We start from the raw sequence: 21,844 nt of genomic DNA, 5'->3' as shown, positions 1-21,844 counted from the left end.
ACATCAAGCCGGAAGGGCTTTTGGCCCACAATAGCGCTTCTAAATCTGCCACCTAGAAAAAACAGCGGCGGCGTAAGGGAAAAACTTGCGCCCAGATTGCAGCAGCCCCCGCGCCGGATCAAGCCTTTGATTGCCATATCCGCGATCACGTTTACTCTGAAGGAATGACCCGCCACGCCTTCCCCCGGCCCAAAGCCGCTGGTATACAATGGTATGCGAATGACCCTGACCGAGATTTACAGCGCCGAAGTCACTGCGGGCCGCCTGCGGGCTGATCCTGCGCAACTGGCGCTGCTGCCGGGGCTGGAAGATCTGCGCCAGTGGCTCGAGGCCAATGCCGCCCGCAAAGTTGGCTTGTTTGCAGGGCTGTTCGCCAAGCCCGTGGTGCCTCCAAAGGGACTTTACCTGTGGGGCGGCGTCGGGCGCGGCAAGTCGATGCTGATGGATTTGTTTTTCGCTCATCTGAACATCTCGCAGAAACGCAGAGTGCATTTCCACGCCTTCATGCAGGAAATCCATCATGCCATGCACGAGGCCCGCAAGCAGGGTGTTGACGATGCAATCGCGCCAGTGGCCGAGGCGATTTCCCGTGACATCCGCCTGCTTGCGTTTGACGAAATGCAGATCACCGATATCACCGATGCGATGATCGTCGGGAGGCTGTTCGAAAAGCTGCTGGCGGCAGGCGTGGTGATCGTCACCACCTCGAACCGTCCCCCGGAAGATCTGTATAAAGACGGCCTCAGCCGTGCATTGTTCCTGCCCTTCATCGCTATGCTGCGCGAACGGCTCGAGGTGCTGGAGATCGCCTCGCCCAACGATTACCGCCAACATCGGTTGACCGGTGCGCAGGTGTATTTTCACCCCGCAGGCCGCGCCAAAGATCAGATCAACGCGATCTGGCGCGATCTGACCGGGGGGGCTGCGGGTGAACCCCTGCGCCTGCCGGTCAATGGCCGCGAAACCATCCTGCCGCGCTTTGCCAACGGCATCGGGCGTGCGAGTTTCTGGGAGCTTTGCGCCAAACCCCTCGGCCCCGCAGATTTCATCGCCATCGCGTCCGCCGTTCGCGTGCTGATTCTGGAAGACATCCCGCAGCTTTCGGCCAGCAACTACAACGAGGCCAAACGCTTTGTTATCCTGATCGACGCTTTGTACGAGGCGAAAACCAAGCTGATCTGCTCCGCTGCAGACGAACCCGAACGGCTGTATATCGAAGGCTCTGGCAGCTTTGAATTTGAACGCACCGCGAGTCGTCTGCGAGAGATGCAGGGTGCCGACTGGGGCCAGTAGACTGGGGCCAGTAACCGCAAGCCTGCCCGAAACCACCCGCACCAGCTATCGCGTCAGCGCATACCCGCTGTGCATCTGCTTGGCTTCGCTTCAGAAAACCCGCGAAATCCCGGTGATGTTTCAATGCGTTTGACCGGTTAAGCGCAACGGCGCCATCGCGCGTTATTTCCATAGAACATTGGGCTTTTACGCCGAAAACCTCGCAGTCTAGCGGCCTCAATGTCTGTGCCTTTTTGCAGGAATGGGCGACCCCATGGTGGCCTACGTGCAAATCCCTGCAGATAGATTTTGGACTTTTGGCCGCAGTCTGGGTGTGTCAGGCTTTCCCACAGGGCGGCAAAATGAGTGGAAGCGGTCCCTCCTACCCAACCCATAGCACCTGCAAACCAATTCCTTTTGCAGGATCAATCAGACGGATCTTTCTCGATGCCCCCGCGTTAGCGCTTGCACCGATACGGTCCATTCAAGTCAGGAGACTATTGTGCGAGGCATGTATAACGCCGTGCTGGGCGTGATCTTTGCAGCGATTGGTGCCATCCTTCTGCTGGGTGGTGGCTGGCTTTTGTCGCTTGGCGGCAGCCCCTATTACCTTGTGGCCGGGCTTGGCTTTCTTGCCACGGGCATCTTGCTTTTGCGCAAGCGGGCCGAGGCCTTGGTCGTCTATGCCATCACCCTTGCCGCAACGCTGATCTGGGCGGTTTGGGAGATCGGGTTTGACTGGTGGCAGTTGGCGCCGCGCGGCGGCATCCCGGTGCTGCTGGGCCTGTTGCTTTTGCTTCCTGCGGCATGGCGCAATCTTAAATTCTCCGCAGTTGCAACAACCTCCGCGCCGCGCTTTCCTGCAGCCTTGGGTGGCGTCGTTGCGGCGTCAGTTGCCGTCGCGGGCTATGCGATGTTTCAGGATCCATCGGCCACCACAGGCCAGTTGACCCGCGACATCGCCCCCCAAATGCGCAGCGCGGTCAATACCGGCAACGAGGCGGGCGATAGCGAATGGCATCAATATGGCCGTACGGGCTTTGGCCAACGCTGGTCGCCACTGCAGCAGATCACTCCAGCCAATGTCAAAGACCTTGTGCCCGCGTGGCAATATCAGACTGGCGATGTGAAGCTGCCCGAGGATGTTGGTGAGACCACCTATCAGGTCACCCCGATCAAGATTGGCGACAGCCTTTACGTCTGCACGCCGCATAACATCGCAATCTCGCTCAATGCCAAAACAGGGCAGGAAAATTGGCGCTTTGACGCCAATTCCGGCATGAATCCTGATCGTCAGCATCAAACCTGTCGAGGCGTGACGTGGTGGGAAACCCCAAGCACTCTGGCTGCCGGTGCGACGCCCGAAGCGGTTGCCTTGCATGCCCAAGCCTTGGCAGAATGTCCGCGCCGAGTCTATCTGCCCACCGCCGATGCGCGTCTGATCGCGTTGAATGCCGATACGGGCAAGCCGTGCAGTTTCTTCGGCGACGGTGGCACGCTGCATCTGGAACAGGGGATGAAGTATAATCCGGCTGGATATTACTACTCCACCTCGCCTCCGGTTGCCACAGAAGGCAAGATTATCGTTGGCGGTGCCGTCAATGACAACTTTTCTACCACCGAGCCCTCAGGCGTGATCCGGGCATTTGACATCGATTCAGGCAAGCTGTTGTGGAACTGGGACAGTGGCAATCCTGATCAGACCACGCCTATCGACGTGGCTGCTGGCGCACGTTACACCACCAATTCGCCGAACAGTTGGTCGGTGTTCAGCTACGACGAAAAGCTGGGGTTGGTCTATCTGCCGATGGGAAACCGTGTCCCCGATCAACTTGGCTACGATCGCAGCCCCGAGGTTGAGAAATTCTCGTCTTCTATCGTTGCCTTGGACATTGCCACCGGCAAGTTGCGCTGGGTGCGCCAGACCGTGCATCACGACCTGTGGGATATGGACGTGCCTGCCCAGCCAGTGCTGATCGACTTGACGCGCGACGGCGAAGTTGTGCCCGCCTTGGTCGGCCCCACCAAGCAAGGCGATATCTGGGTGCTGGATCGGCGCACTGGCGAACCCTTGTCACCGATGGCGGAACTTCCCGCCCCCGGTGGTGCTATCCCAGAAGATTGGACTTCGCCCACCCAGCCGATCTCCAAGCTGACCCTGCGCCCCGAAACCCTGCACGAGGCGAATATGTGGGGCCTGACGATGTTTGATCAGCTGTCCTGCCGGATCAAATTCCGCTCGCTGAAGTATGAAGGTCAGTACACACCGCCAAGCCTGAACGGCAGCATCGTCTATCCGGGCAACTTTGGCACGTTCAACTGGGGCTCGGTCGCGGTCGATCCTGAGCGACAGGTGATGTTTGGCATGCCGACCTATCTGCCGTTTACTTCGCGTCTGGTGCCGGCATCGGAAATCCCGCCGAAAGGTCAGGAAAAGGCCAGCGAGCAAGGTTTGAACCGCAACGACGGTGCGGCTTATGGGGTGATCATGGGGCCATTCCTTTCGGCGCTGGGCGTGCCATGCACCGCTCCGCCGTGGGGCTTTGTGACGGGTGCCGACCTGCGTGGCGAAAACGTGGTGTGGAAACACAAGAACGGCACCGTGCGCGATATGACTCCGTTGCCTTTGAAGATCAAACTTGGCGTGCCGGGTATTGGTGGTCCGATGACAACCCGATCAGGTTTGGCATTTCTGGGGGCGGCGGTCGACGACTACTTCCGCGCCTATGATCTGACAACTGGCGCGCAATTGTGGGAAACCCGGCTGCCTGCAGGCGGCCAGTCAACGCCGATGACCTATGCCGTCGATGGCAAGCAATATGTGGTCATTGTGGCGGGCGGCCATGGCTCTGTCGGCACCAAGCCCGGCGATTATGTCATGGCCTATACCCTGCCATAACCCAAAGCCACCCATCGCAAGATGGCAGACCCACGCAGCCCTATGTGGCTTGCGTGGGTTTTCTTATGCGCCCAGCGGCATGCTGAAGGCAAAGCTGATATCCTCGCCATCAGAGCGCGCAATCAAAGCGCCACCATGGCCGCGCGCGATCTCGGCACTGATATAAAGCCCAAGGCCCAGACCATTGCCGCCGCTGGTCGCGCCGCGTTTGAAGGGTTGAAACAGCCCCTCCAAAACTTCCGGCGGGATCGTGGAACCTTTGTTGCTGACCGTGATTGTCAGCATGTCGTCGCGTGTATCCGCCGCGACCACCACGGGCGCGTCATCCGATCCATGCGCAACTGCATTGCCCACCAGATTAGACAACAACTGCGCAATCCGCTGCGCATCACAAGCAATCGGATCGACAATCGTTGAATTCACGATGATTTCCTGATCCGAAAACGCCCTGATTTCATTGACAACATCGTTGATGATATCATTCAGCGGCACGGCATGCTCTTTGCTGGCAGGGATGCCACCCCCCAAGCGGCCGCGTGCCAGATCCATCAGGTTTGAGATGATCGAATTGATCCGCGAGATCGACTTCTTCATCTCACGCGTCACAAGCTCGGGCTGCGAAACATTGCGCTCTAGCAGCCGCAGACCAGCAGCCAATGCTGTCACAGGATTGCGCAGATCATGGCCAACGACGGCGATAAATTCTTCGCGCACCCGGGCATTTTCACGTTCTGCCTCCAAGGCGCGGGTGGTTTTCTCGACAGTATCCTGCGCATTCAACTGTGCCGCGATCAGATCTGCGAACATCTTAAAGATGCCAATAATCTCGGGAGTGTTGATTTTGTGAGGTTGGGTGTCGATGGCGCAAAGGGTGCCGAAAAAGCTGCCATCCTGCAAAATGATCGGCACTGAGATGTAGCTGCCCAAGCCATAGGTCTTTGGCGTGTGATGGTCGCGGTAATGCGGATCGAGACAGACATCATCAATCACCACGACCTGCCGATGTTCGCGGATCTCATCGCAGATCGTGGTGTGCAGCGGCAATTCATCGCCGGGTTTCAGGCCAAATTGAACATGATCCAGCGCCGCACATGTCAGCCACTTTGTATCAGTCACCCGCGCAATTGCACAAAATCCCATACCTGTCAGCCGACAACACGCATCCAGAATAACCGAAGCCTGGTCAATGCGCTGAATGCGATCAACCTCCAGGCTGTTCTGGCTCGGCAAACCCAAATCATCTGTCACTCGTCAGCTCCGCTCTTTCGGGGCAAGCGCCCGATTTAGTCTAATATGAAAATTACTCCGCATTGCAAGGCCTATGTATAAAGGATGAACTTTGACAAGTGGCAGCTGCATGGAACCAAGATCGCAGCGCCCGCGTTAATGAAACAACGCGGTGATACGGTGCATCGTTCATACCTTCGCAGGAGAAATACCATGTACGGACATAAGCTGACGATGTTTGGCGGCATTTTGGCTGCAGCCCTTGCGACGGGTGCCCTTGCGCAAACTGGCGTCTCGACGACGCCAGAAATCAACGCACCGCTTGAAGGCGCAAACAGCTTTACCCAAGTGCAGGCGCAGAACCGCGCGCAGGCGTCCAACTTGACCAGCGTGTCGGTGCTGATCTTGGACGAAAAAGGTATTTGGCGCGGTGTTGGCAAGCGCGAGGCTGCCGATGTTTCGGTTGCCGTAGATTACAAAGGCAATGTGATCGCCAACCCAATTACCACTTCGACCCACTGACCTGACCATCTGATCGCGCGCCACTGCTTGGACAGTTTCGTGAAATGCAGGAAAGCATGCCAATCATCATCACCAGAGTATACGATGACTATGACAGTGCCTTGGCCGCGAAGGATGCCGTCATCGCATTGGGTCTGCCGGGGGTAGAGGTGTCTTTGCTGGGCAATGAAGCGATCCTGCACCAACACACACTTCAGACCAGCTACGATCCGTTGACGGGGATTGCGACCAACGAGGCGGCCGATACCGACGCCACCGTCACGACAGCTGGCGCTGGGATTGGGGCAGCGATCGGTGGCGGTGCTGGCCTGCTCGCCGGTTTGGGCATGCTTGCAATCCCGGGTGTTGGCCCGATTGTGGCTGCAGGTTGGCTTGCGGCAACCGCCGTAGGGGCGGCGGGCGGTGCGTTCGCGGGCGGTGCCGTCGGCGCGCTTGTCGATCTTGGCCTTGCCGCCGATGATGCCCCGGTGTTTTCAGAGGCGATGCGACGCGGACATGTGGCCGTTAGCGTGCGCGCGGCGCAGGGTGATCAGGCAGCGATCGAGGCTGCACTGGTCTCTGTCCCACATCATCCGCTGATCAAGCCTCACCCGGGCGAGGAAGCCGAAAGTTTGTACCAACAAGATACCGGGGCCACGCGCGCTGCACGTATCACTGCCCGCCGCGATATTAAAACGCCTGATCGAACTGTCTAGCAATCGGGTCGCTTCATTTGACAGCGGCTTAGCGTTGACAACCTCATAAGCGGCGACATGCGCATCGGGCTGGGCTAGTCAAACACCACTCCGCGCGGCTTAGTGCCGTAAACCACCCATGTTCACAGCGCCGTCATGACTGGCATGATCAACGCGCGATTTTGATTCATACAGCAACGCATCTGCTTGTTTGAACAACGTGTTCAGATCGGCACCATTCGGGGCAACCGCCACGCCAATCGTCACTGAAACCGCCAGATCGTCGCCCCAAATATGGTTCTGCACGGCTTGGCGCAGCCGCTGGGCCGTCGTGGTTGCCTGAGCGCTATCGACGTCTGGCAGATAAATCAGAAACTCGTCGCCACCAAACCGCGACACCAGATCGCCTGCACGGACCGATTTGCTGAACAATTCCGCAATTTTCGCCAGAACCCGGTCGCCCTCGGCATGGCCATGCCGGTCATTGATAGATTTGAACGCATCTACATCGCCAATCAACAAAGCCCCGCGCAGCTGCTTGGGCATACGACGCTCAAACCCGCGCCTGTTCAAAAGGCCGGTCAGCGAATCGGTTTCTGATTTGCGGCGAGAATCGTCGATTTGCCATTCCACTGACAGGATTAACCGGTTTGTAGCCTCCATCAGCCGACCAACTTGATCGCCGTAGCCCTGTGGCAGCGGCATCGTTTTCCCGGTTGCTTCATAGTTGCGCAAAGCGGCTTCGGTCAGGAATACCGGGCGCAGGATGGCATGCAACGCCCAGAGCGTCAGCACTGTGCCCACCAATGTCGCAACCAACGCCACCAACAATGGCCCAATATGCGCCAAAGGCCCCCCATTTGACTTGATCGCCCAAAAGCCAAGCGCAAGCAGCGGCACGTGGATTCCGAGAAATGTCACCAGAAACACCTTTGCCAGAAAGCTGGCTGGGAAAATCCGAGACATGGCGGCATACAATCGCATTTGGTCCTCGCTGCAATCTTAGGATGAAGACGGTCTATTTTATCCGACAGCTTTTGTCAGCAACTCTAGATTGAAGGGAAATGGTTTCATATTGGTTAATTTTACCAAGGGCCAGCCGATGACAAGAGGGAATACGGCGCGAGCGGCCCATCTTATTCACAGAATTTTAGGCACCAAGACTGGCCTACGCACCTATGGCTGGAAAGCTGACTTTGGCACGCAAGCCGCTGACGTCTTGTCGGTTTTCAAACAGCACATCCGCTGCGAAAAGGCTGGCGATTTCCGAAGTGATCGCCAAACCAAGACCATGCCCCGCATCCTGATCTTTCAGCATGGCTTGCGCGCGCATGGGCACACCCCGCTTGCGCAGCATCGCCCGTTCCATCTGGTCAGGCGACAAGCCTGGGCCGTTGTCCTCAACCTCCAGCACAACCGTTTGCGCTGCGCGTCGCACCCAAACCGTAACGACCGCCCCACGCCCCGCGTATGCGATGGCATTGTTCAAAAGGTTTTTCAGCAATTCAGCCAGCAGCACCGGCTCTGCCATGACCAAAGCCTCGTCCTCGCCTTCATAGCCAAGGTCGATCTGTTGCATCAGCGCCTCGGGCACCAGTTCGGCAGTCAGTTCTTTGGCGATGGCCACAATGTTGATAGGCTGCAACGCGGCAGCCCCACTGGCCGCATCGACGCGTGCCAGCACCAGCAACTGCGCCACCACCCGCTCGGCCCGCTCTAACGCGGTTTTGGCTTTGTTGGTGGCTTCGGTGGTTTGATCGGGACTGGCGCTCCGTTCGATTAGCGCAAGCTGCGTCCGCACCACCGCCAAGGGCGTGCGCAATTGGTGGCTGGCATTGCCGGTAAAGTTGCGCAGTGCTGCAAGTGCGGTATCCAGTCGGATCATAAAGCTGTTGATCGCCCGCACCAACGCCTCAACCTCTTGCGGCGTATCTGCCGTCACCGGGCGCAGATCGCTGGGCGAGCGTTCGGCAATGATCGCACCCAATCGGTCCAGAGGGCGCAAAGCCAAAGTCACCCCGATCCAGACGATCCCGGCAACGCCCAGAATCAAGGCCGCCAGCCGCACGGCCGAGCGTAACAAAATCGCCCGCGCCAAGGCCGCCCGCGCCAGCGTTGATTCCGCCACCGTCACGCTGAACGCGATCGAGCGTTCGCCGGTGGACACCTCGCGCCGCAGGGTGGCGCTGCGAATATCCACCGCTTGGTGGCGGCCATCGGCAAAGGCAATGGTGTCCGTAGCACTGCCATTCACCGCCAAATCCTGATACCCGGTCAGAAAGTGCCCCACCGGACCATCCACGCGGTAAAACACTTTATCCTGCGCGGTGGAGGTCAGCATTTCGAGCGATGAATACGGAATATCAACTTCCAGCACGCCGGATTGGTCCACCGTCACCCGCTCGGCAATCGCAAGGGCTGATCCGATCAGCACCCGATCCGACACGCTTTGTGCGGTGCGCAACGCCTCCCGCCAAGTGTCCACCAGCGCCAGCAGGCCAATCGCAGCGGTGGCCAGAAACAACCACAGCAACAGCCGCCGCCGCAAGGAATATGGCTTTAGCGAATAGCGCATCATTCGCTAGCTGGCCTTTTCCAGCAGATAGCCAATACCGCGCACCGTCCGCAGACCCAGACCATAGGGCGCGATTCTGCGCCGCAAGCGCGAGATATATTGCTCGATTGCATTGTCAGACAGCATATCGTCTAGCGAAGTCAGCGATTGCACGATTGCCTCTTTCGTCACCACCTTACCGGCCCGCGTTAACAGCAGCTCCAACAAGGCACGTTCGCGGGGCGGCAGATCAAGCGGTTGATCTGAGGCAAAAAATTGCCGCGATGTCAGATCCAAGGTGATCTCACCCAAGCTGACCTTGGCAGATCGCAGCCCAGCCTGACGGCGCAACAAGGATCGCACCCGCGCCTCGAACTCGCGCACGTCGAACGGTTTGGTCATGTAGTCATCGGCGCCGAAATCGAGGCCGCGCACCCGGTCCTCCGCAGCCCCGCGCGCGGTCAATATCATCACCGCCGCCGCATTATCCCGCGCCCGCATCTCGTTCAGCACCGCAATGCCATCCATCTGCGGCAGATTTAGATCAAGGATAACCAGATCAAACTGCTCGGCGGCGGCCAAAGCCTCACCTGACGCTCCATCATGCACGCAATCCACCGCATAGCCGGACGAAGTCAAAAGCGTGGTCAGCGCTTCGGCCAAGGGCAGATCGTCTTCAACCACCAGCAAACGCATCGCAACCCTCCCTTAGCTTCCGCTTGGCACCCGGGCCACGCTAGGCTGAAAGCCCGCAGTTGTGAACCGCGCTTGCATCGGGCAAGCTTGCGGGATGTGCAAAATCCTTGCCCTGATCCTGTTCAGCGCCATGGCGGCGGCCCCCGCGCTGGCGGAGGAAGTGATCTATCCACCGCTCAGTGGCCCCGCCGATCAAACCCTGCTGATCTATTCCACCTTGGACAACCGGCTTGCCGCGCCGCTCATTGCTGCCTTTCAAAGCCATCATGCGAATGTCGCTGTCCGCTATGTCGATCTGCTGGCTGGCGACATTGCCGCCCGTATCATCACCGAAACCGATGCAGGCCTGCCCACCGCCGACTTTGCGTTTTCCTCTGCGATGGATATGCAGATCAAGCTAGCGAATGACGGCTATGCCCAACCCGTCGAAGTGCCCGAAGCCAGCCGTTGGCCAGATTGGGCAAACTGGCAAAACACTGCTTTTGCACTGACCTTTGAGCCGGGAGTTCTGGTCTATCATAAGCCCAGCTTTCCCCACGGCCCACCACAATCGCGGCTAGAGCTTATGGACTGGCTGCGCAGCACGCCCCCGGATATGGCAGGCATCATCGGTACCTATGACATTGAACGCTCGGCGGTGGGCTACCTGTTCCTAGCGCGCGATGTCGAACATTTCCCCGATATCTGGGCCTTGTTGCGGGTGATGGCTGCCGCAGGCTTGCAGACCTTTCCCACCAGTCAGGATATCATCGACCGTGTGGCGGACGGCCGGCTGATGCTGGGATATAACATCCTTGGCTCTTACGCGGCCGATCAGGTGCGGGCGCACCCCGATCTGGGGCTGGTGCTGCTGCGCGACTTCACCGTGGTGGTGTCGCGGGTGGCGGTGGTGCCGCGCGCCGCTGCGTCACCCGATCTGGGCCGCGCTTTTTTGGCGTTTTTGATGAGCGTCGAGGGTCAAACCCTGCTGTCAGAAAAGCTGCGCCTGCCCGCCGTCAGCCTTGAGGTGTCCGGTGCAAATTCGGCCCAAGCCATGCAGGCCGCCTTGGGCGATCAACTGCGCCCGGTTGCAGTCAGCCCCGGCGTTCTGGTTTATCTGGATCAGGCAAAACGACGGCGGATCTATGGATTGTGGCGCGGCGCACTGGGGTTGAATTAATACTGTCAGCTTGTTGACAGGAATATATGATGAAGTTCGCATCAGGGATGGCACGAGGAGGTGCCGACCCAAAAATTCGGCACGAAAATCCGTGCTTTGGGAGGAGAATCAGAATGAAACACACGCTTTTGAGCGCGGCTTTTGCGGCTGCCTTGGTGACAGGCTTCGCAGCCCCAGCCTTGGCGACCGATTACATGATCATGGCGCCAGCGGCCCCCGGCGGCGGTTGGGACAGCACCGCACGTTCGATGCAAGAAGTTTTGCAAACCGAAGGCATCTCGCCTTCCGTTCAGGTGCAAAACGTCCCCGGCGCTGGCGGCACGGTTGGCCTTGCGCAATTCGCTTCGACCTCGGCAGGTGATCCCAGCCAGTTGATCGTCGGCGGCTATGTGATGGTTGGCGCAATCCTGAACAACGACTCGCCGGTGTCTTTGGCCGATGTCACCCCAATCGCGCGGCTGACCGGCGAAGCGGTGGCCATCGCGGTTTCGGCAGCTTCGCCGATCCAGAACATCAATGAACTGGTTGATATGATGAAGGCCGACCCAGGGTCGGTGTCTTGGGCTGGCGGTTCGGCGGGCGGTGTTGACCATATCACTGTTGGCCTTTTGGCCAAGGCAGCGGGCGTCGATCCGACCAAGATCAACTACGTCGCTTTCTCTGGCGGTGGTGAAGCTTTGGCGGCAATCCTTGGCAACCAAGTCACCGTTGGTATCTCGGGCGTGGGTGAATTCCTGCCGCAGGTCGAGGCTGGCACCATGCGTATCCTTGCCGTGTCCACCGCGGACAAATGGGTTGGCACTGATGCGCCGACGCTGATCGAATCCGGCTATGACGTGAATGTGCAAAACTGGCGCATGGTGGCGGCGGCTCCGGGTCTGTCGGCTGAACAGAAGGCAGCGGTTTCGGCGGATATCGACAAGATGGTCCAGTCGGCAGGCTGGAAGTCCATGCTGGAAACCAAAGGCTGGGCTGACACTTACCTTGCTGGTGCCGACTTTGACGCGCAGCTGGCCAAGGACGTCGAATCCACCACCACAATCCTGAAAGAAATCGGTCTGGTGAAATGACCGAAAACACAACTGCAACCAAGCGTCGCCCTGATGGGGCGGCGCTTATCGTCGCCGCGGTTCTGGCCGCGCTGGGCCTGCTTTTGATCCGCGAGGGCTTCAGCATCCCGGACAAGGCCGGATATGCTGGGATAGGCTCGGGCGGCATGCCCAAGGTGATCGGCTTTGGCATGCTGATCCTGTCAGCGGGCCATGTGCTCGCGGCGTTCCGCAACGCCAAAACCGTGGCTGCAGATGACGTGAAGCCGCAGTTCGGGCCAGTTTTGTGGATCATGGCCGGGCTGTTGTTGCAACTGTTGCTGCTGCGCCATGCGGGCTTTGCCATCGCGTCCGGCCTGCTGTTCGCCTGCACTGCGGCAGGCTTTGGCAAGCGCAATCTGGCGCTGACCCTGCCCATCGGGATCGCATTGGCCCTGTTGATCTATGGCATCTTTGATCAGCTGCTCAAGCTGAAACTGCCTGCGGGTGTGCTGGAAAAATTGCTGTTCGGGGGCTAAGATGACAACATTCGATTTTTTGATGCAGGGTCTTGTCGTCGCGATGAGCCCGATGATCCTGATGTATGCGCTGATCGGCGTGACGCTTGGCACAGCCGTTGGGGTGTTGCCGGGCATTGGCCCTGCTCTGACCGTGGCGCTGCTGCTGCCTGTGACTTATGGGCTTGATCCGGCGGGTTCGCTGATCATGTTTGCGGGCATCTACTATGGCGGCATGTATGGCGGCTCGACCACCTCTATTCTGCTGAACACACCCGGCGAAAGTGCGTCCATCGTCACAGCGCTTGAGGGCAACAAGATGGCCCGTGCAGGCCGCGGTGGCCCGGCGCTGGCAACAGCCGCAATTGGGTCGTTTGTGGCGGGGCTGATTGCGACGCTCGCGCTGGCTTTCCTTGCGCCCTATGTGGTGAAACTGGCGCTGATTTTCGGCCCGCGAGAATATTTCGCGCTGATGATGCTGGCGTTTGTGACCGTCTCGGCCGCCTTTGGCGACAGCGCGATGAAGGGACTTACCTCACTGTTCGTCGGCCTTGCGCTGGGCCTTGTCGGCATCGATCAACTGACCGGTCAGACCAGACTTGCCTTTGATGTGCCGGAATTGCGCGACGGGATCGAGATTACCACGCTTGCCGTTGCCCTGTTTGCGATTGGCGAGGCTTTGTTCGTCGCCTCGCAAGGCAATGTCATCGCCGATACCATTCAGGCGGTGAAAGGCTCGGTCTGGATGACGCGCGCGGATTGGGCGCGTTCGTGGAAGCCGTGGCTGCGCGGCACTGTCATTGGCTTTCCAATCGGGGCGATGCCCGCAGGTGGGGCCGAGATTGGCACCTTCTTGTCCTATGCCGCCGAAAAACGGCTCAGCAAGCACCCCGAGGAATTTGGCCATGGCGCCATCGAAGGCGTCGCTGGACCCGAAGCGGCAAACAATGCCTCAGCCGCCGGAACCTTGGTGCCGCTGCTGACGCTTGGATTGCCAACCTCGGCCACCGCTGCCATCTTGCTGGCAGGCTTTCAACAGTTCGGTCTGCAACCGGGCCCATTGCTGTTTGCCACCTCGCCGCAATTGGTCTGGGGTCTGATCGCCAGCTTGCTGGTTGCCAATATCATGTTGCTGGTCTTGAACCTGCCGATGATCCGGCTGTGGGTCAAACTGCTGATGATCCCGAAGCCATGGCTTTACGCTGGGATTCTGGTGTTCGCGACGCTTGGAACCATTGGCATCAATCCCTCGCCGGTCGAACTCGCGATGCTGCTGATCTTTGGCGTGATGGGCTTTCTGATGCGGCTTTACGGCTATCCAATTGCGCCTGCGGTGGTGGGCCTGATCCTTGGCCCGATGGCAGAGCAACATCTACGCCGTGCGCTGGCGATCTCGCAGGGGGATTGGACAACCCTGCTGGCCAGCCCGATTTCGGCGGTGATCCTGCTGGTGGCAACCTTGGCCCTTGTGGTGCCGATGCTGATGCGGATGCGCGGCAAAGGCCAGTTGTTGTCGCAAATGGCCAGCGACGAAGATTGACGCTTTGATCTGAAGGCGGCCGCATTGAGACCCAGTGCGGCCGCTTTTTTTGCCAGCGAACATGCAGTTGCATGTTTAGAGGCGTCATGATAGGCGCATTTGCAGCAAGGACCGCCCCAGCCAAAGAACCCGATCTGGAGTACGTCATGGCTGATACGCATCCCTCCCCCCATTCTCGCCGCCGTTCCGTGTTGCTTTCGACAGTGGCGGTGCTTTTGTTGCAACCGCTGCCCGCCGCAGCCCAGCAGGCCGATCCGCTTGAGGACATCCTGCTTGGCACCATCGTGCTGAACCCAGAACGCGCCCGCGAGCGTGACCCGGACGGGCAGGCTGCGGATCGCCAAGCCAGCGAATATGTCGCCGATGCCGAATTGGATCGGGCCCGGATGGGCGATCTGAAAGACCTGTTTGCGGGGATTGCCTCGGTCTCTGTCGGCGGAGCGATCCCGGTGGCGCAAAAGATCTTCGTGCATGGCGTCGATATGTTGAATTTGGCGGTCACCGTTGATGGCGTGGCCCAAAACAACCGCATTTTTCACCACGTTTCAGCCAACGCGTTTGATCCCGGCCTGATGAAATTCGTCCGCGTCGATGCAGGTGCCGCTGCGGCGGATGCCGGCCCCAACGCTTTGGCGGGTGCGGTGGTGATGGAAACCGTCGATGCCGCTGATGTTCTGGACGAGGGCGACAATTTCGGCGGCAATGCCCGCCTGTCGTTTGGCGAGAATGGCGATACCTTTGGCCGCTCTGCAACCGTTGCGGGCCGTCAGGGCGGGTTTGAGTGGTTGCTGTATCTCAAATCGGTCACGGGCGATGACTACAAAGCGGGCGGTGGTGATACCGTCACTGGCACCGCTGCCGATCTGCAAAGCGGCCTTGCCAAGCTGGCTTACGCAACCGCAGACGGCCACCGATTCGAGCTTTCTGCCCAAACCATGCAAGACGACACGCTGCGCCCCTATCGCGCCAATATTGGCGAGATCATCGGGGGCCGCCCGGTGCCGCCCACACGGCGCTATGACACCAAGCGTTCGACCTATGCTTTGTCTTACGAAAACACCCAAGCCAGCGGCATGTGGGATCCGCGACTGGTGATCGGCTTCTCGGAAGTGCAGGTCAACGTGCCCGATCCTTACCAGTCTGAAGGTGCCTCGGACACCCGCTCGGTCAAACTGGAAAACCGCTTTCACCTTGCCAACGAAGGCAGCATCACTGCCGGCGTCGACTATTATGATCGCGGCAGTCGCTATCACGACCCCGCCAGCGATCTGCGAGAAGGCGCGCAAAACGTGGGGCTCTATGCGCAAGCCCGCTTGGCCCCGACCGACCGGCTTGATCTGTCGTTCGGCCTGCGTTGGGATCAACAAAAATTCAAAGGCGTTGACGATTCCAAACAGACCGTATCGGGTTTCAGTGGCAATGCCTCGGTGGCCTATCACGTGACCGAAGCATTGACCCTGCGCGGCGGTGTTTCGGCAGTGTTCGGCGGCATCTCGATTGAAGACAACTATGTGTTTGATGATCGTTGGAATTACGATGCCGTCAAGGCCGCGAAATCCCGCAACTATACGTTGGGCTTTGATTGGGAAATCGGCGATCTGAAACTGGACGGTGAATTGTTCCGCACCGAAGTTGACGATGCACGCGGCGTCGTTGGTGCCGCGATCACCAATTTCGACTTTGAAAGCCAAGGTTTCAATCTTGGCCTTGGATATGGCTGGGACGACGGCTTCCTGCGCGCCAGCTATAGCCACAGCAAGGTGAAAGTGAACGGCGCACCCGCCTCCAGCTATGATGCGTTGGATTTCGGCGCACCTTTGGGCGGCGTGTTCGCGCTGGAAGTCCAGCACAGCCCGGCGGGCAGCGATTTCACCTTTGGCGGCAGTATCGATGCAGCTTTGGCGTATAACCAGATCAACAGCGACTCGGACCGCAAATTGCCGGGCTATGCGGTGCTGAACTTGTTCACCGAATACACCCCGCCGTCGCTGCCAAACCTGATTCTGCGGGGCGAGGTCAACAATCTGTTTGACACCAAATACTCAGATCGTGCGACCTATGGTGCGGATTACAGCACGGTGGTGCCGCTGCGCGAACCGGGGCGGAACCTGTCTATCGTGGCGACGATGAAGTTCTGATCTGCGCAAGCACATAATCACAGCGGGCCGGATCTCCGGCTCGTTTTCCCGTCAGCGATACAGACGGTTCAACATACCCAGCAACACATAAGCCTCTTCCGGGGAAAGCTGCGGTGCGAAGGCGGATTGGATCTTGGCCTGATAAACCTGCCAGATATTCGCGTGCATACCTTTGCCCAAAGGCGTCAAATACAGGATCTGCCCCCGCCCGGCGCCGCCAGTGGCTTCACGGCGCAGAAACCCGGCACGCTCGATCCGGGCGACATGCCGCGACAAAGCATATTGCGCCACAAACAGCCGCTTTTGCAGCGCCAGCATCTGCACGCCGCTGTCGCCTGCCTCTTCCGCCGCCAACAAGATCTCATACCAAAGCGGATCGCCAATCCCCATATCGCGCAGCGCCTTTTCGATCCCCGGCATCAAGGTGCGCTGGATCCGTGCCAAGGCAAAGAACACCCGGTTGTAGCCGACCGTCGGATCAGAGTCGCCAAAGGCCGCTTGGGTATTTTGCAGTGCTGTATCAGGGGTTTGTGCGGCGGGCAGTTTCCGAAGGGTCACGCTTTTGCTCCTGCGGAACGGTCAGTATCGACCGTTGCACCCTACGCCATCTGCCATGCAGATGCGAGTGTGCTGATCCATCCTGCTACAGATGATACAGCACCAAAGGACGCCCCTCAAACCACTCCACCCGCAGCGGAGTGTCGTAAAGCGCTTCCAGCACCGCTGGGGTCAGCACCTCGGCAGGGGGGCCCTCGGCCACAATCCGCCCGGCCTTCATCGCCACGATATGATCCGCCCAAGCGGCGGCAAAGTTGATGTCATGCAGCACCATCAGCGTGCTGCGCCCACCGTTGCGCAACGCCGACAGCTGCTGCATCAGCGCACGCGCATGCGCCATATCCAACGCCGCCAAGGGCTCATCCAGCAGCAGCCAATCGGTGGCTTGCGCGAAAGCCATCGCAAGATGCGCGCGCTGGCGTTGCCCGCCCGACAGCTCATCCAGAAAACGCGGACCAAGGGCGGTCAGCGCAAAAACCTCCAACGCTTTTGCCACCTGCGCATGATCTTCTGCCGATGGGCGGCCCTGATGGTAAGGCCAGCGGCCAAAACCAACCAACTCCGCCACCCGCAACCGGCTTGATACGCTGGGGCTTTGCGGCAGAACCGCCATCACCTGCGCCAAATCGCGGGTAGGGGTTTGCGCCACATCTAGCCCTTTGACGCTGATCTGCCCCGCCTGCACCGGCATCAGCCGCGCAATCAGCGAAAGCAGCGTCGATTTCCCCGCGCCATTCGGCCCGATCAACGCGGTAATCTTGCCCTCGGGTAGCGCCAGATCAATGTCCGCCAAAATCTCGGCCCGGCCAATGCGATGTGACAGCGCCTGCACCTTGATCATCTGATGCGCCCTTTCAGCAGCAACCCCAAAAACAACAACCCACCGACAAATTCCACCACCGCAGGCAGGGTGGATTGTCGGCCCAAAGCCCGCTCAAACACCGTTTGCCCCGCGATCAGCACCAAAGGCCCGATCAAACCGGCCACCACCAGCATCCGCGCGTGGCGATCCGTCCCTGCCAGCCAACGCGCCAGCGCCACCACAATCAGCCCAAGAAACGCCATCGGTCCGACCAAGGCCGTCGCCACTGCCACCAGAACCGCAACGAGTGCCAGCGCCGCCGCGATGAGCGCATCATGCCGCAGCCCCAATGACACCGCAGCCACCCGTCCCAAGGCCAAAACATCCAACCGCCGCGCCAGCACAAAGGCCAATGCAATCGCCAGACCAGCCAGCCCCGCCGCATAGGGCAACAGACTTGCATTGACGCGTGAAAAGCTTGCCATCGCCTGCGATTGCACCGTGGCAAAGGCATTTGGGTCCATCAGCCGCGCCAGAAATGTCGAAATCGACCGGAAAAGAACGCCCAAAATCACCCCGGTCAGGATCATCCGCGGCACATCCTGCGCCCCGCGCCCCAGCAAAGTTCCAAACAGCAGCAGCGCCGCACCAATCAGCAGCCCCACCTCGGCGGCGAACTTCGCGGCGATCGGCAAACCCGCCAGCCCAACTGGTCCAAGGCTTGCCACCAGCGCCGTTTGTGCCAGCACAAACAGCGCGTCAAATCCCATGATTTGCGGAGTCAGAATACGGTTGCGGCTGACGGTCTGAAACAAAACCGTCGCCACCGCGATCGCAGCGCCGACCAACACCATTCCTGCCAAGCGCGTGGCGCGCAGCGCCAAGGCATACTCCCAACGCGGCCCCAATCCGGGCAACAGATACAGTGCGCTTGCAGTCAGCACCGCCACGATCAACCCGACCAAGATTCTATCCAAGCGCGGGCGCCCGCCACAGCAGCCACAAGAACAGGACAGCGCCAATAATCCCCAACACAGTGCCGACCGGCACCTCATAGGGGTGGATCACCAACCGCCCGATGATGTCGCAAATCAGCAGCAAAGATGCACCGCCCAAAGCCGTCACCAGCAGACTTTTGCGCAGATTGTCCCCCATAATCCGGCTGACGATATTCGGCACCACCAGCCCGACAAACGGCACCATCCCCACCGTCGCCATCACCATCGCCGTCACCACGGCCACGACGACCAATCCGAGCCGCACCACCACCGCGGGGCGCAAACCAAGCCCGGTGGCCAAACCATGCCCCAGCCCCAAAATTGCAAACCGATCCGCCGCCAGCAGCGCCAAAACAGTCGCTGCCCCGGCGATCCACAGCAATTCATACCGCCCGGCGATCACGCCAGAAAACTCGCCGGTCATCAGCCATACCGTCACCAGCTGGATCAGATCGGTCTGCCAGCCGATGTGCAGAACCACCGCCCCCAGCACCCCCGACCAGATCAACCCGACAAGCGGCACCATCAGCACATCGCGCGATGGAATCGCCCGGATCAGCCGCAAAAACACCGCAGTGCCAGCCAGCCCCGCCACGCTCGCTGCCAGCATTTTCACCCAGATCGCAGCATCGGGCGCAAAGATTGTTACCGCAAGCAACCCCAAAGCCGCGCTTTCGCCGGTGCCAACCGTCCCCGGCTCGACAAACTTGTTGCGCAATATCTGCTGCATGACCACGCCCGACACCGCCAACGCGGCCCCCGACAGCATCACCGCCAGCGTGCGCGGCACCCGCGATCCCCAAAAGATCAATGCAGCACGACCATCCTGCGCAAAGGCCGCCCGCAGATCAGCCGCCCCCACCAAAAGGCTAAGCGCCGCCAATGTAATCAGCGCAAGGCTTAACCATGTGACCAGCCGCACCGATTAGCCGCCAAAACCCGCCAGAAGCTCATCCAGCGTCCGCATCAATGAGGTATAACCACCGCCCGCCACATAAACCGGTGGCGACGAAAGTGTGATGATCTGCCCTGATGCCCCCGCCTTGGTCGCCAACACCAGCGGATTGTCCAGCGTTGCCGCCGAAGCAGGCTCGCCAATCGCGGCCGAGCGATCCACCACGATCAGCCAATCCGGGTTCACTTCGGCGATAAACTCGAATGACACGGCGTCGCCATGGATTTGCGGGTCTAGGTTCGGCTTGGCCTCAGGAATATCCAGCGCCGTATGCAACCAGCCAAATCTAGACCCTTTGCCATAGGCCGCCACTTTCGGCCCGTTCACCATCAGGATCAGCGCCGCGCCCTTGCCGCCCGCCGCTGTGCGCACCGCTTCGATCTTGTCGTTCAGCGCGGCAGTCATGGTTTCAGCCTCGGCCTCTTTACCAAAAAGCGCACCATAAGCCGCAATGCGTGCTTGCGCCTCGCCGATCACATCCTGCCAGATCGTCATGTCGATGGTCGGGGCCACTTCCGTCAAAGCCGCCACTTGTGTCGAAGAGCGGCCACCTGCCACGATAAGATCCGGGTTCAGATTGGCCAGAGCTTCAAAATCCGGCTCGAACAAGGTGCCTACCACCGTTGCATCAGGTGCATTGAGGTAATCGACGTAAAGCTTGTCCGGCACGCCTGCCGCCTTCACCCCCAATGCGGTCAAGGTATCCAGTGCGGCAATATCCAGCACAGCAATTGTCTTTGGGTGTGCGGGCAGCGTCACTTGGCCTGTTGCCGTGGTGATCGTCACTTGCTGCGCAAAGCTTGGCGCGGCGTTCAGGACAATCAAAGCCGCCCAAGCGGCGCATTGCAGTTTCTTCAGCATCTGCGTCTCCGAAAACTGGCGCATCTGGCTGAGAACTGGCTGAGCGATAGGGCTTAGACTACCCGTCCCAAGTCGGGGAATCCAGTCGGAAATCGGAAAAAAACAACACCGCGAACGCGCAAGTGTAGCGGTGCGCGATCTTAAAACGGCCCGCGCTGTTAGCGGTTCTGCTCCATCCGCCGTTTACGCCGCTCAGTTGGTTCGGCGCTGGCTTCTGCGGCGCGTTGCGCCATTCGGCGGGCGCGACGCTCTGGCTCGGCCTTCGCGGCTGCGGGCGCTTTCGGTTCCGTCGGGCGCTGCGGTTTGCCGCCCTTGCGCGGCACCGGGCTGAACGTCAGCTTGCCCTTTTTCAGCTGCGCCTCAATCGCCTTGATCGCGGCCATCGCCTCGGCTTCGGTCAGGGTCTGCCAATCAGCGGCATCGGGGATAAAACCGGCCTCGACCAGTTTCGCGCCAAGGCTGGCAAAATCCAACTCGCCCACCGAAAAACGATCCGCGCGTTTTCGGTCTGATCTGATCCAATCCTGCAAGATCACATCCACCACCACCGGCGCACGCTGCAAGAAAGCTGCCAAGTGATTGATAATGCTGTCAGATGCATGGCTGTCACGCCGCTTGATCATCGCCACCTGCGCGCCAATCGGCCCCGCCATCGCCAGCAAATGCAACGCCGAGCCATCCAGCGCCACGATCTGCCGCGCCGCCTTATAGCGCGCAATCTGATCGGTCAGGCTGTGCTTTTGCGGGTGATACACCTCGTAGCCAGAGGCCGCCAACAGCCGCTCCAGCCGGACCTCTTCCAGAATCCCTCCGCGAATGGCGCTCAGTTCCGAGCGTGAGATATACAGCCTTTCACCCCCAACCGGTGCCACATCCTTGGCAAACCGCTTGCTCATAAAGCTGCGGAATTCTGCGGTGCCGCTGGCCATCGGGCCGATGCCAAAGCCTTGGCCCGGCACCTCCAACATCTCAACCCGGGTTGGCTTGGTGATGATCTTGATTGGCAGATCCATCCCCAGCATATCAAAAAACATCTGGTGGTATTTCTGCAAAAGCACCGGGCTGTTGCTTTCATCCGAGTCGCGTTTCGAGACGAAAACCACGCCATCCACAGCACCCTGCACCGCATCCAACGCCCACAAGCGCCCTGTGGTTTCGGTCAGGAAATGCCCGAAATGGTTCAGCAATACCCCGCCCCAAATCCAGCGCCCCGGCAACTCTTCTTGCACTTCGGGCAACTCCGGTGCCGTCATCAACGGCCGCCCGCGCCACAGCACGCCTTGATGCAGATAGGTGCCCTCGGCGTCGAACACCCCCATCGGCTGGATCATTTCCTGCGACAAGGTCGTCGCAACCACCGCCCCCGGCACCGAGGTGATGCTGGCCGACCACCCGCCTTCAGGGCTGGGTGCTTGGGTGGCGTCGTTGAGGTCAACCATCATT

The 21,844-nt window shown here is 59.6% G+C and carries 19 protein-coding genes; 9 read left to right on the top strand and 10 right to left on the bottom strand.

Annotation, left to right across the window (positions count from 1 at the left end; genetic code table 11):
• The first annotated feature begins 213 nt into the window (after positions 1 to 213).
• Both zapE and QQJ98_RS05400 read left to right on the top strand, forming a co-directional pair.
• Positions 214 to 1,293 (top strand): cell division protein ZapE, encoded by a 1,080-nt coding sequence (zapE, locus tag QQJ98_RS05405; RefSeq protein WP_284324304.1) that lies wholly within the window; start codon positions 214 to 216, stop codon positions 1,291 to 1,293.
• A 490-nt stretch (positions 1,294 to 1,783) separates the two neighbouring features.
• Complete coding sequence (locus QQJ98_RS05400) at positions 1,784 to 4,171, top strand: glucose/quinate/shikimate family membrane-bound PQQ-dependent dehydrogenase (protein WP_284324303.1); 2,388 nt, start codon at positions 1,784 to 1,786, stop codon at positions 4,169 to 4,171.
• Positions 4,172 to 4,234: 63 nt separating this feature from the next.
• Here QQJ98_RS05400 and QQJ98_RS05395 read toward each other — a convergent pair whose 3' ends face one another.
• Positions 4,235 to 5,419 (bottom strand): GAF domain-containing sensor histidine kinase, encoded by a 1,185-nt coding sequence (locus QQJ98_RS05395; protein WP_284324302.1) that lies wholly within the window; start codon positions 5,417 to 5,419, stop codon positions 4,235 to 4,237.
• A 192-nt stretch (positions 5,420 to 5,611) separates the two neighbouring features.
• Between QQJ98_RS05395 and QQJ98_RS05390 the strand changes: the two genes are divergently transcribed.
• A complete protein-coding gene (locus QQJ98_RS05390; protein ID WP_284324301.1) occupies positions 5,612 to 5,920 on the top strand; it encodes a hypothetical protein in 309 nt (102 codons plus the stop codon).
• 56 nt (positions 5,921 to 5,976) lie between these two features.
• A complete protein-coding gene (locus QQJ98_RS05385) occupies positions 5,977 to 6,615 on the top strand; it encodes a hypothetical protein (RefSeq protein WP_284324300.1) in 639 nt (212 codons plus the stop codon).
• A gap of 99 nt (positions 6,616 to 6,714) precedes the next feature.
• On the opposite strand, the gene QQJ98_RS05380 is transcribed toward QQJ98_RS05385, so the two are convergent.
• The 3 genes from QQJ98_RS05380 to QQJ98_RS05370 all read right to left on the bottom strand — a co-directional run bounded on the left by QQJ98_RS05380 (position 6,715) and on the right by QQJ98_RS05370 (position 9,844).
• On the bottom strand, positions 6,715 to 7,578 hold the full coding sequence (locus tag QQJ98_RS05380; RefSeq protein WP_284324299.1) for a GGDEF domain-containing protein: 864 nt from the start codon (positions 7,576 to 7,578) through the stop codon (positions 6,715 to 6,717).
• Positions 7,579 to 7,762: 184 nt separating this feature from the next.
• Positions 7,763 to 9,172, bottom strand: a complete 1,410-nt coding sequence (locus QQJ98_RS05375) for a sensor histidine kinase (RefSeq protein WP_284324298.1) — start codon at positions 9,170 to 9,172, stop codon at positions 7,763 to 7,765.
• 3 nt (positions 9,173 to 9,175) lie between these two features.
• Complete coding sequence (locus tag QQJ98_RS05370; protein WP_284324297.1) at positions 9,176 to 9,844, bottom strand: response regulator; 669 nt, start codon at positions 9,842 to 9,844, stop codon at positions 9,176 to 9,178.
• A 94-nt stretch (positions 9,845 to 9,938) separates the two neighbouring features.
• On the opposite strand from QQJ98_RS05370, the gene QQJ98_RS05365 reads away from it, so the two are divergent.
• The 5 genes from QQJ98_RS05365 (at position 9,939) to QQJ98_RS05345 (ending at position 16,227) form a co-directional block, all read left to right on the top strand.
• On the top strand, positions 9,939 to 11,003 hold the full coding sequence (locus QQJ98_RS05365) for an ABC transporter substrate-binding protein (protein WP_284324296.1): 1,065 nt from the start codon (positions 9,939 to 9,941) through the stop codon (positions 11,001 to 11,003).
• A gap of 113 nt (positions 11,004 to 11,116) precedes the next feature.
• The gene (locus QQJ98_RS05360; RefSeq protein WP_284324295.1) at positions 11,117 to 12,073 is read left to right on the top strand and encodes a Bug family tripartite tricarboxylate transporter substrate binding protein; all 957 of its coding nucleotides are present in this window, start codon (positions 11,117 to 11,119) and stop codon (positions 12,071 to 12,073) included.
• Positions 12,070 to 12,570, top strand: coding sequence for a tripartite tricarboxylate transporter TctB family protein (locus QQJ98_RS05355; RefSeq protein WP_284324294.1), 501 nt, complete (start codon positions 12,070 to 12,072; stop codon positions 12,568 to 12,570). Before QQJ98_RS05360 ends, QQJ98_RS05355 begins: the two co-directional genes overlap by 4 nt.
• Position 12,571: 1 nt before the next feature.
• Positions 12,572 to 14,089: a tripartite tricarboxylate transporter permease gene (locus QQJ98_RS05350; protein ID WP_284324293.1), complete on the top strand. Its 1,518-nt coding sequence runs from the start codon at positions 12,572 to 12,574 to the stop codon at positions 14,087 to 14,089.
• A gap of 146 nt (positions 14,090 to 14,235) precedes the next feature.
• Positions 14,236 to 16,227: a TonB-dependent receptor domain-containing protein gene (locus QQJ98_RS05345; RefSeq protein WP_284324292.1), complete on the top strand. Its 1,992-nt coding sequence runs from the start codon at positions 14,236 to 14,238 to the stop codon at positions 16,225 to 16,227.
• A gap of 51 nt (positions 16,228 to 16,278) precedes the next feature.
• Here the strand turns inward: QQJ98_RS05345 and QQJ98_RS05340 are convergent, their stop codons facing one another.
• The 6 genes from QQJ98_RS05340 to QQJ98_RS05315 form a co-directional block, all read right to left on the bottom strand.
• On the bottom strand, positions 16,279 to 16,785 hold the full coding sequence (locus QQJ98_RS05340; protein ID WP_284324291.1) for a MarR family winged helix-turn-helix transcriptional regulator: 507 nt from the start codon (positions 16,783 to 16,785) through the stop codon (positions 16,279 to 16,281).
• Positions 16,786 to 16,870: 85 nt separating this feature from the next.
• Positions 16,871 to 17,626 carry an iron ABC transporter ATP-binding protein gene (locus QQJ98_RS05335; RefSeq protein ID WP_284324290.1) on the bottom strand — a complete coding sequence of 252 codons (756 nt, stop codon included), beginning with the start codon at positions 17,624 to 17,626 and terminating at the stop codon, positions 16,871 to 16,873.
• Entirely contained in the window at positions 17,623 to 18,564 is a 942-nt protein-coding gene (locus QQJ98_RS05330) for an iron chelate uptake ABC transporter family permease subunit (RefSeq protein WP_284324289.1), read from the bottom strand. The genes QQJ98_RS05335 and QQJ98_RS05330 overlap by 4 nt, the downstream gene beginning before the upstream one ends.
• Positions 18,557 to 19,507, bottom strand: a complete 951-nt coding sequence (locus tag QQJ98_RS05325) for an ABC transporter permease (protein ID WP_431307794.1) — start codon at positions 19,505 to 19,507, stop codon at positions 18,557 to 18,559. The genes QQJ98_RS05330 and QQJ98_RS05325 overlap by 8 nt, the downstream gene beginning before the upstream one ends.
• A gap of 3 nt (positions 19,508 to 19,510) precedes the next feature.
• A complete protein-coding gene (locus QQJ98_RS05320) occupies positions 19,511 to 20,401 on the bottom strand; it encodes a siderophore ABC transporter substrate-binding protein (RefSeq protein WP_284324288.1) in 891 nt (296 codons plus the stop codon).
• Between the two features lie 158 nt (positions 20,402 to 20,559).
• The gene (locus QQJ98_RS05315) at positions 20,560 to 21,843 is read right to left on the bottom strand and encodes a glycosyltransferase family 61 protein (RefSeq protein WP_284324287.1); all 1,284 of its coding nucleotides are present in this window, start codon (positions 21,841 to 21,843) and stop codon (positions 20,560 to 20,562) included.
• Between the last annotated feature and the right edge of the window lies 1 nt (position 21,844).

This window comes from Cypionkella aquatica, from assembly GCF_030161095.1.
Classification (GTDB): domain Bacteria; phylum Pseudomonadota; class Alphaproteobacteria; order Rhodobacterales; family Rhodobacteraceae; genus Cypionkella; species Cypionkella aquatica.
This window is presented reverse-complemented; position numbering and strand designations above follow the sequence as displayed.

Excerpts from the sequence above, each read along its gene's own strand:
- QQJ98_RS05315 (WP_284324287.1), bottom strand. The coding sequence starts at position 21,843 with ATGATGGTTGACCTCAACGACGCCACCCAAGCACCCAGCCCTGAAGGC.
- QQJ98_RS05390 (WP_284324301.1), top strand. The coding sequence starts at position 5,612 with ATGTACGGACATAAGCTGACGATGTTTGGCGGCATTTTGGCTGCAGCC.
- QQJ98_RS05345 (WP_284324292.1), top strand. The coding sequence starts at position 14,236 with ATGGCTGATACGCATCCCTCCCCCCATTCTCGCCGCCGTTCCGTGTTG.
- QQJ98_RS05365 (WP_284324296.1), top strand. The coding sequence starts at position 9,939 with ATGTGCAAAATCCTTGCCCTGATCCTGTTCAGCGCCATGGCGGCGGCC.
- QQJ98_RS05385 (WP_284324300.1), top strand. The coding sequence starts at position 5,977 with ATGCCAATCATCATCACCAGAGTATACGATGACTATGACAGTGCCTTG.
- QQJ98_RS05360 (WP_284324295.1), top strand. The coding sequence starts at position 11,117 with ATGAAACACACGCTTTTGAGCGCGGCTTTTGCGGCTGCCTTGGTGACA.
- QQJ98_RS05355 (WP_284324294.1), top strand. The coding sequence starts at position 12,070 with ATGACCGAAAACACAACTGCAACCAAGCGTCGCCCTGATGGGGCGGCG.
- QQJ98_RS05370 (WP_284324297.1), bottom strand. The coding sequence starts at position 9,844 with ATGCGTTTGCTGGTGGTTGAAGACGATCTGCCCTTGGCCGAAGCGCTG.
- QQJ98_RS05335 (WP_284324290.1), bottom strand. The coding sequence starts at position 17,626 with ATGATCAAGGTGCAGGCGCTGTCACATCGCATTGGCCGGGCCGAGATT.
- QQJ98_RS05400 (WP_284324303.1), top strand. The coding sequence starts at position 1,784 with ATGTATAACGCCGTGCTGGGCGTGATCTTTGCAGCGATTGGTGCCATC.
- QQJ98_RS05320 (WP_284324288.1), bottom strand. The coding sequence starts at position 20,401 with ATGCTGAAGAAACTGCAATGCGCCGCTTGGGCGGCTTTGATTGTCCTG.
- QQJ98_RS05380 (WP_284324299.1), bottom strand. The coding sequence starts at position 7,578 with ATGCGATTGTATGCCGCCATGTCTCGGATTTTCCCAGCCAGCTTTCTG.
- QQJ98_RS05350 (WP_284324293.1), top strand. The coding sequence starts at position 12,572 with ATGACAACATTCGATTTTTTGATGCAGGGTCTTGTCGTCGCGATGAGC.
- QQJ98_RS05375 (WP_284324298.1), bottom strand. The coding sequence starts at position 9,172 with ATGATGCGCTATTCGCTAAAGCCATATTCCTTGCGGCGGCGGCTGTTG.
- zapE (WP_284324304.1), top strand. The coding sequence starts at position 214 with ATGCGAATGACCCTGACCGAGATTTACAGCGCCGAAGTCACTGCGGGC.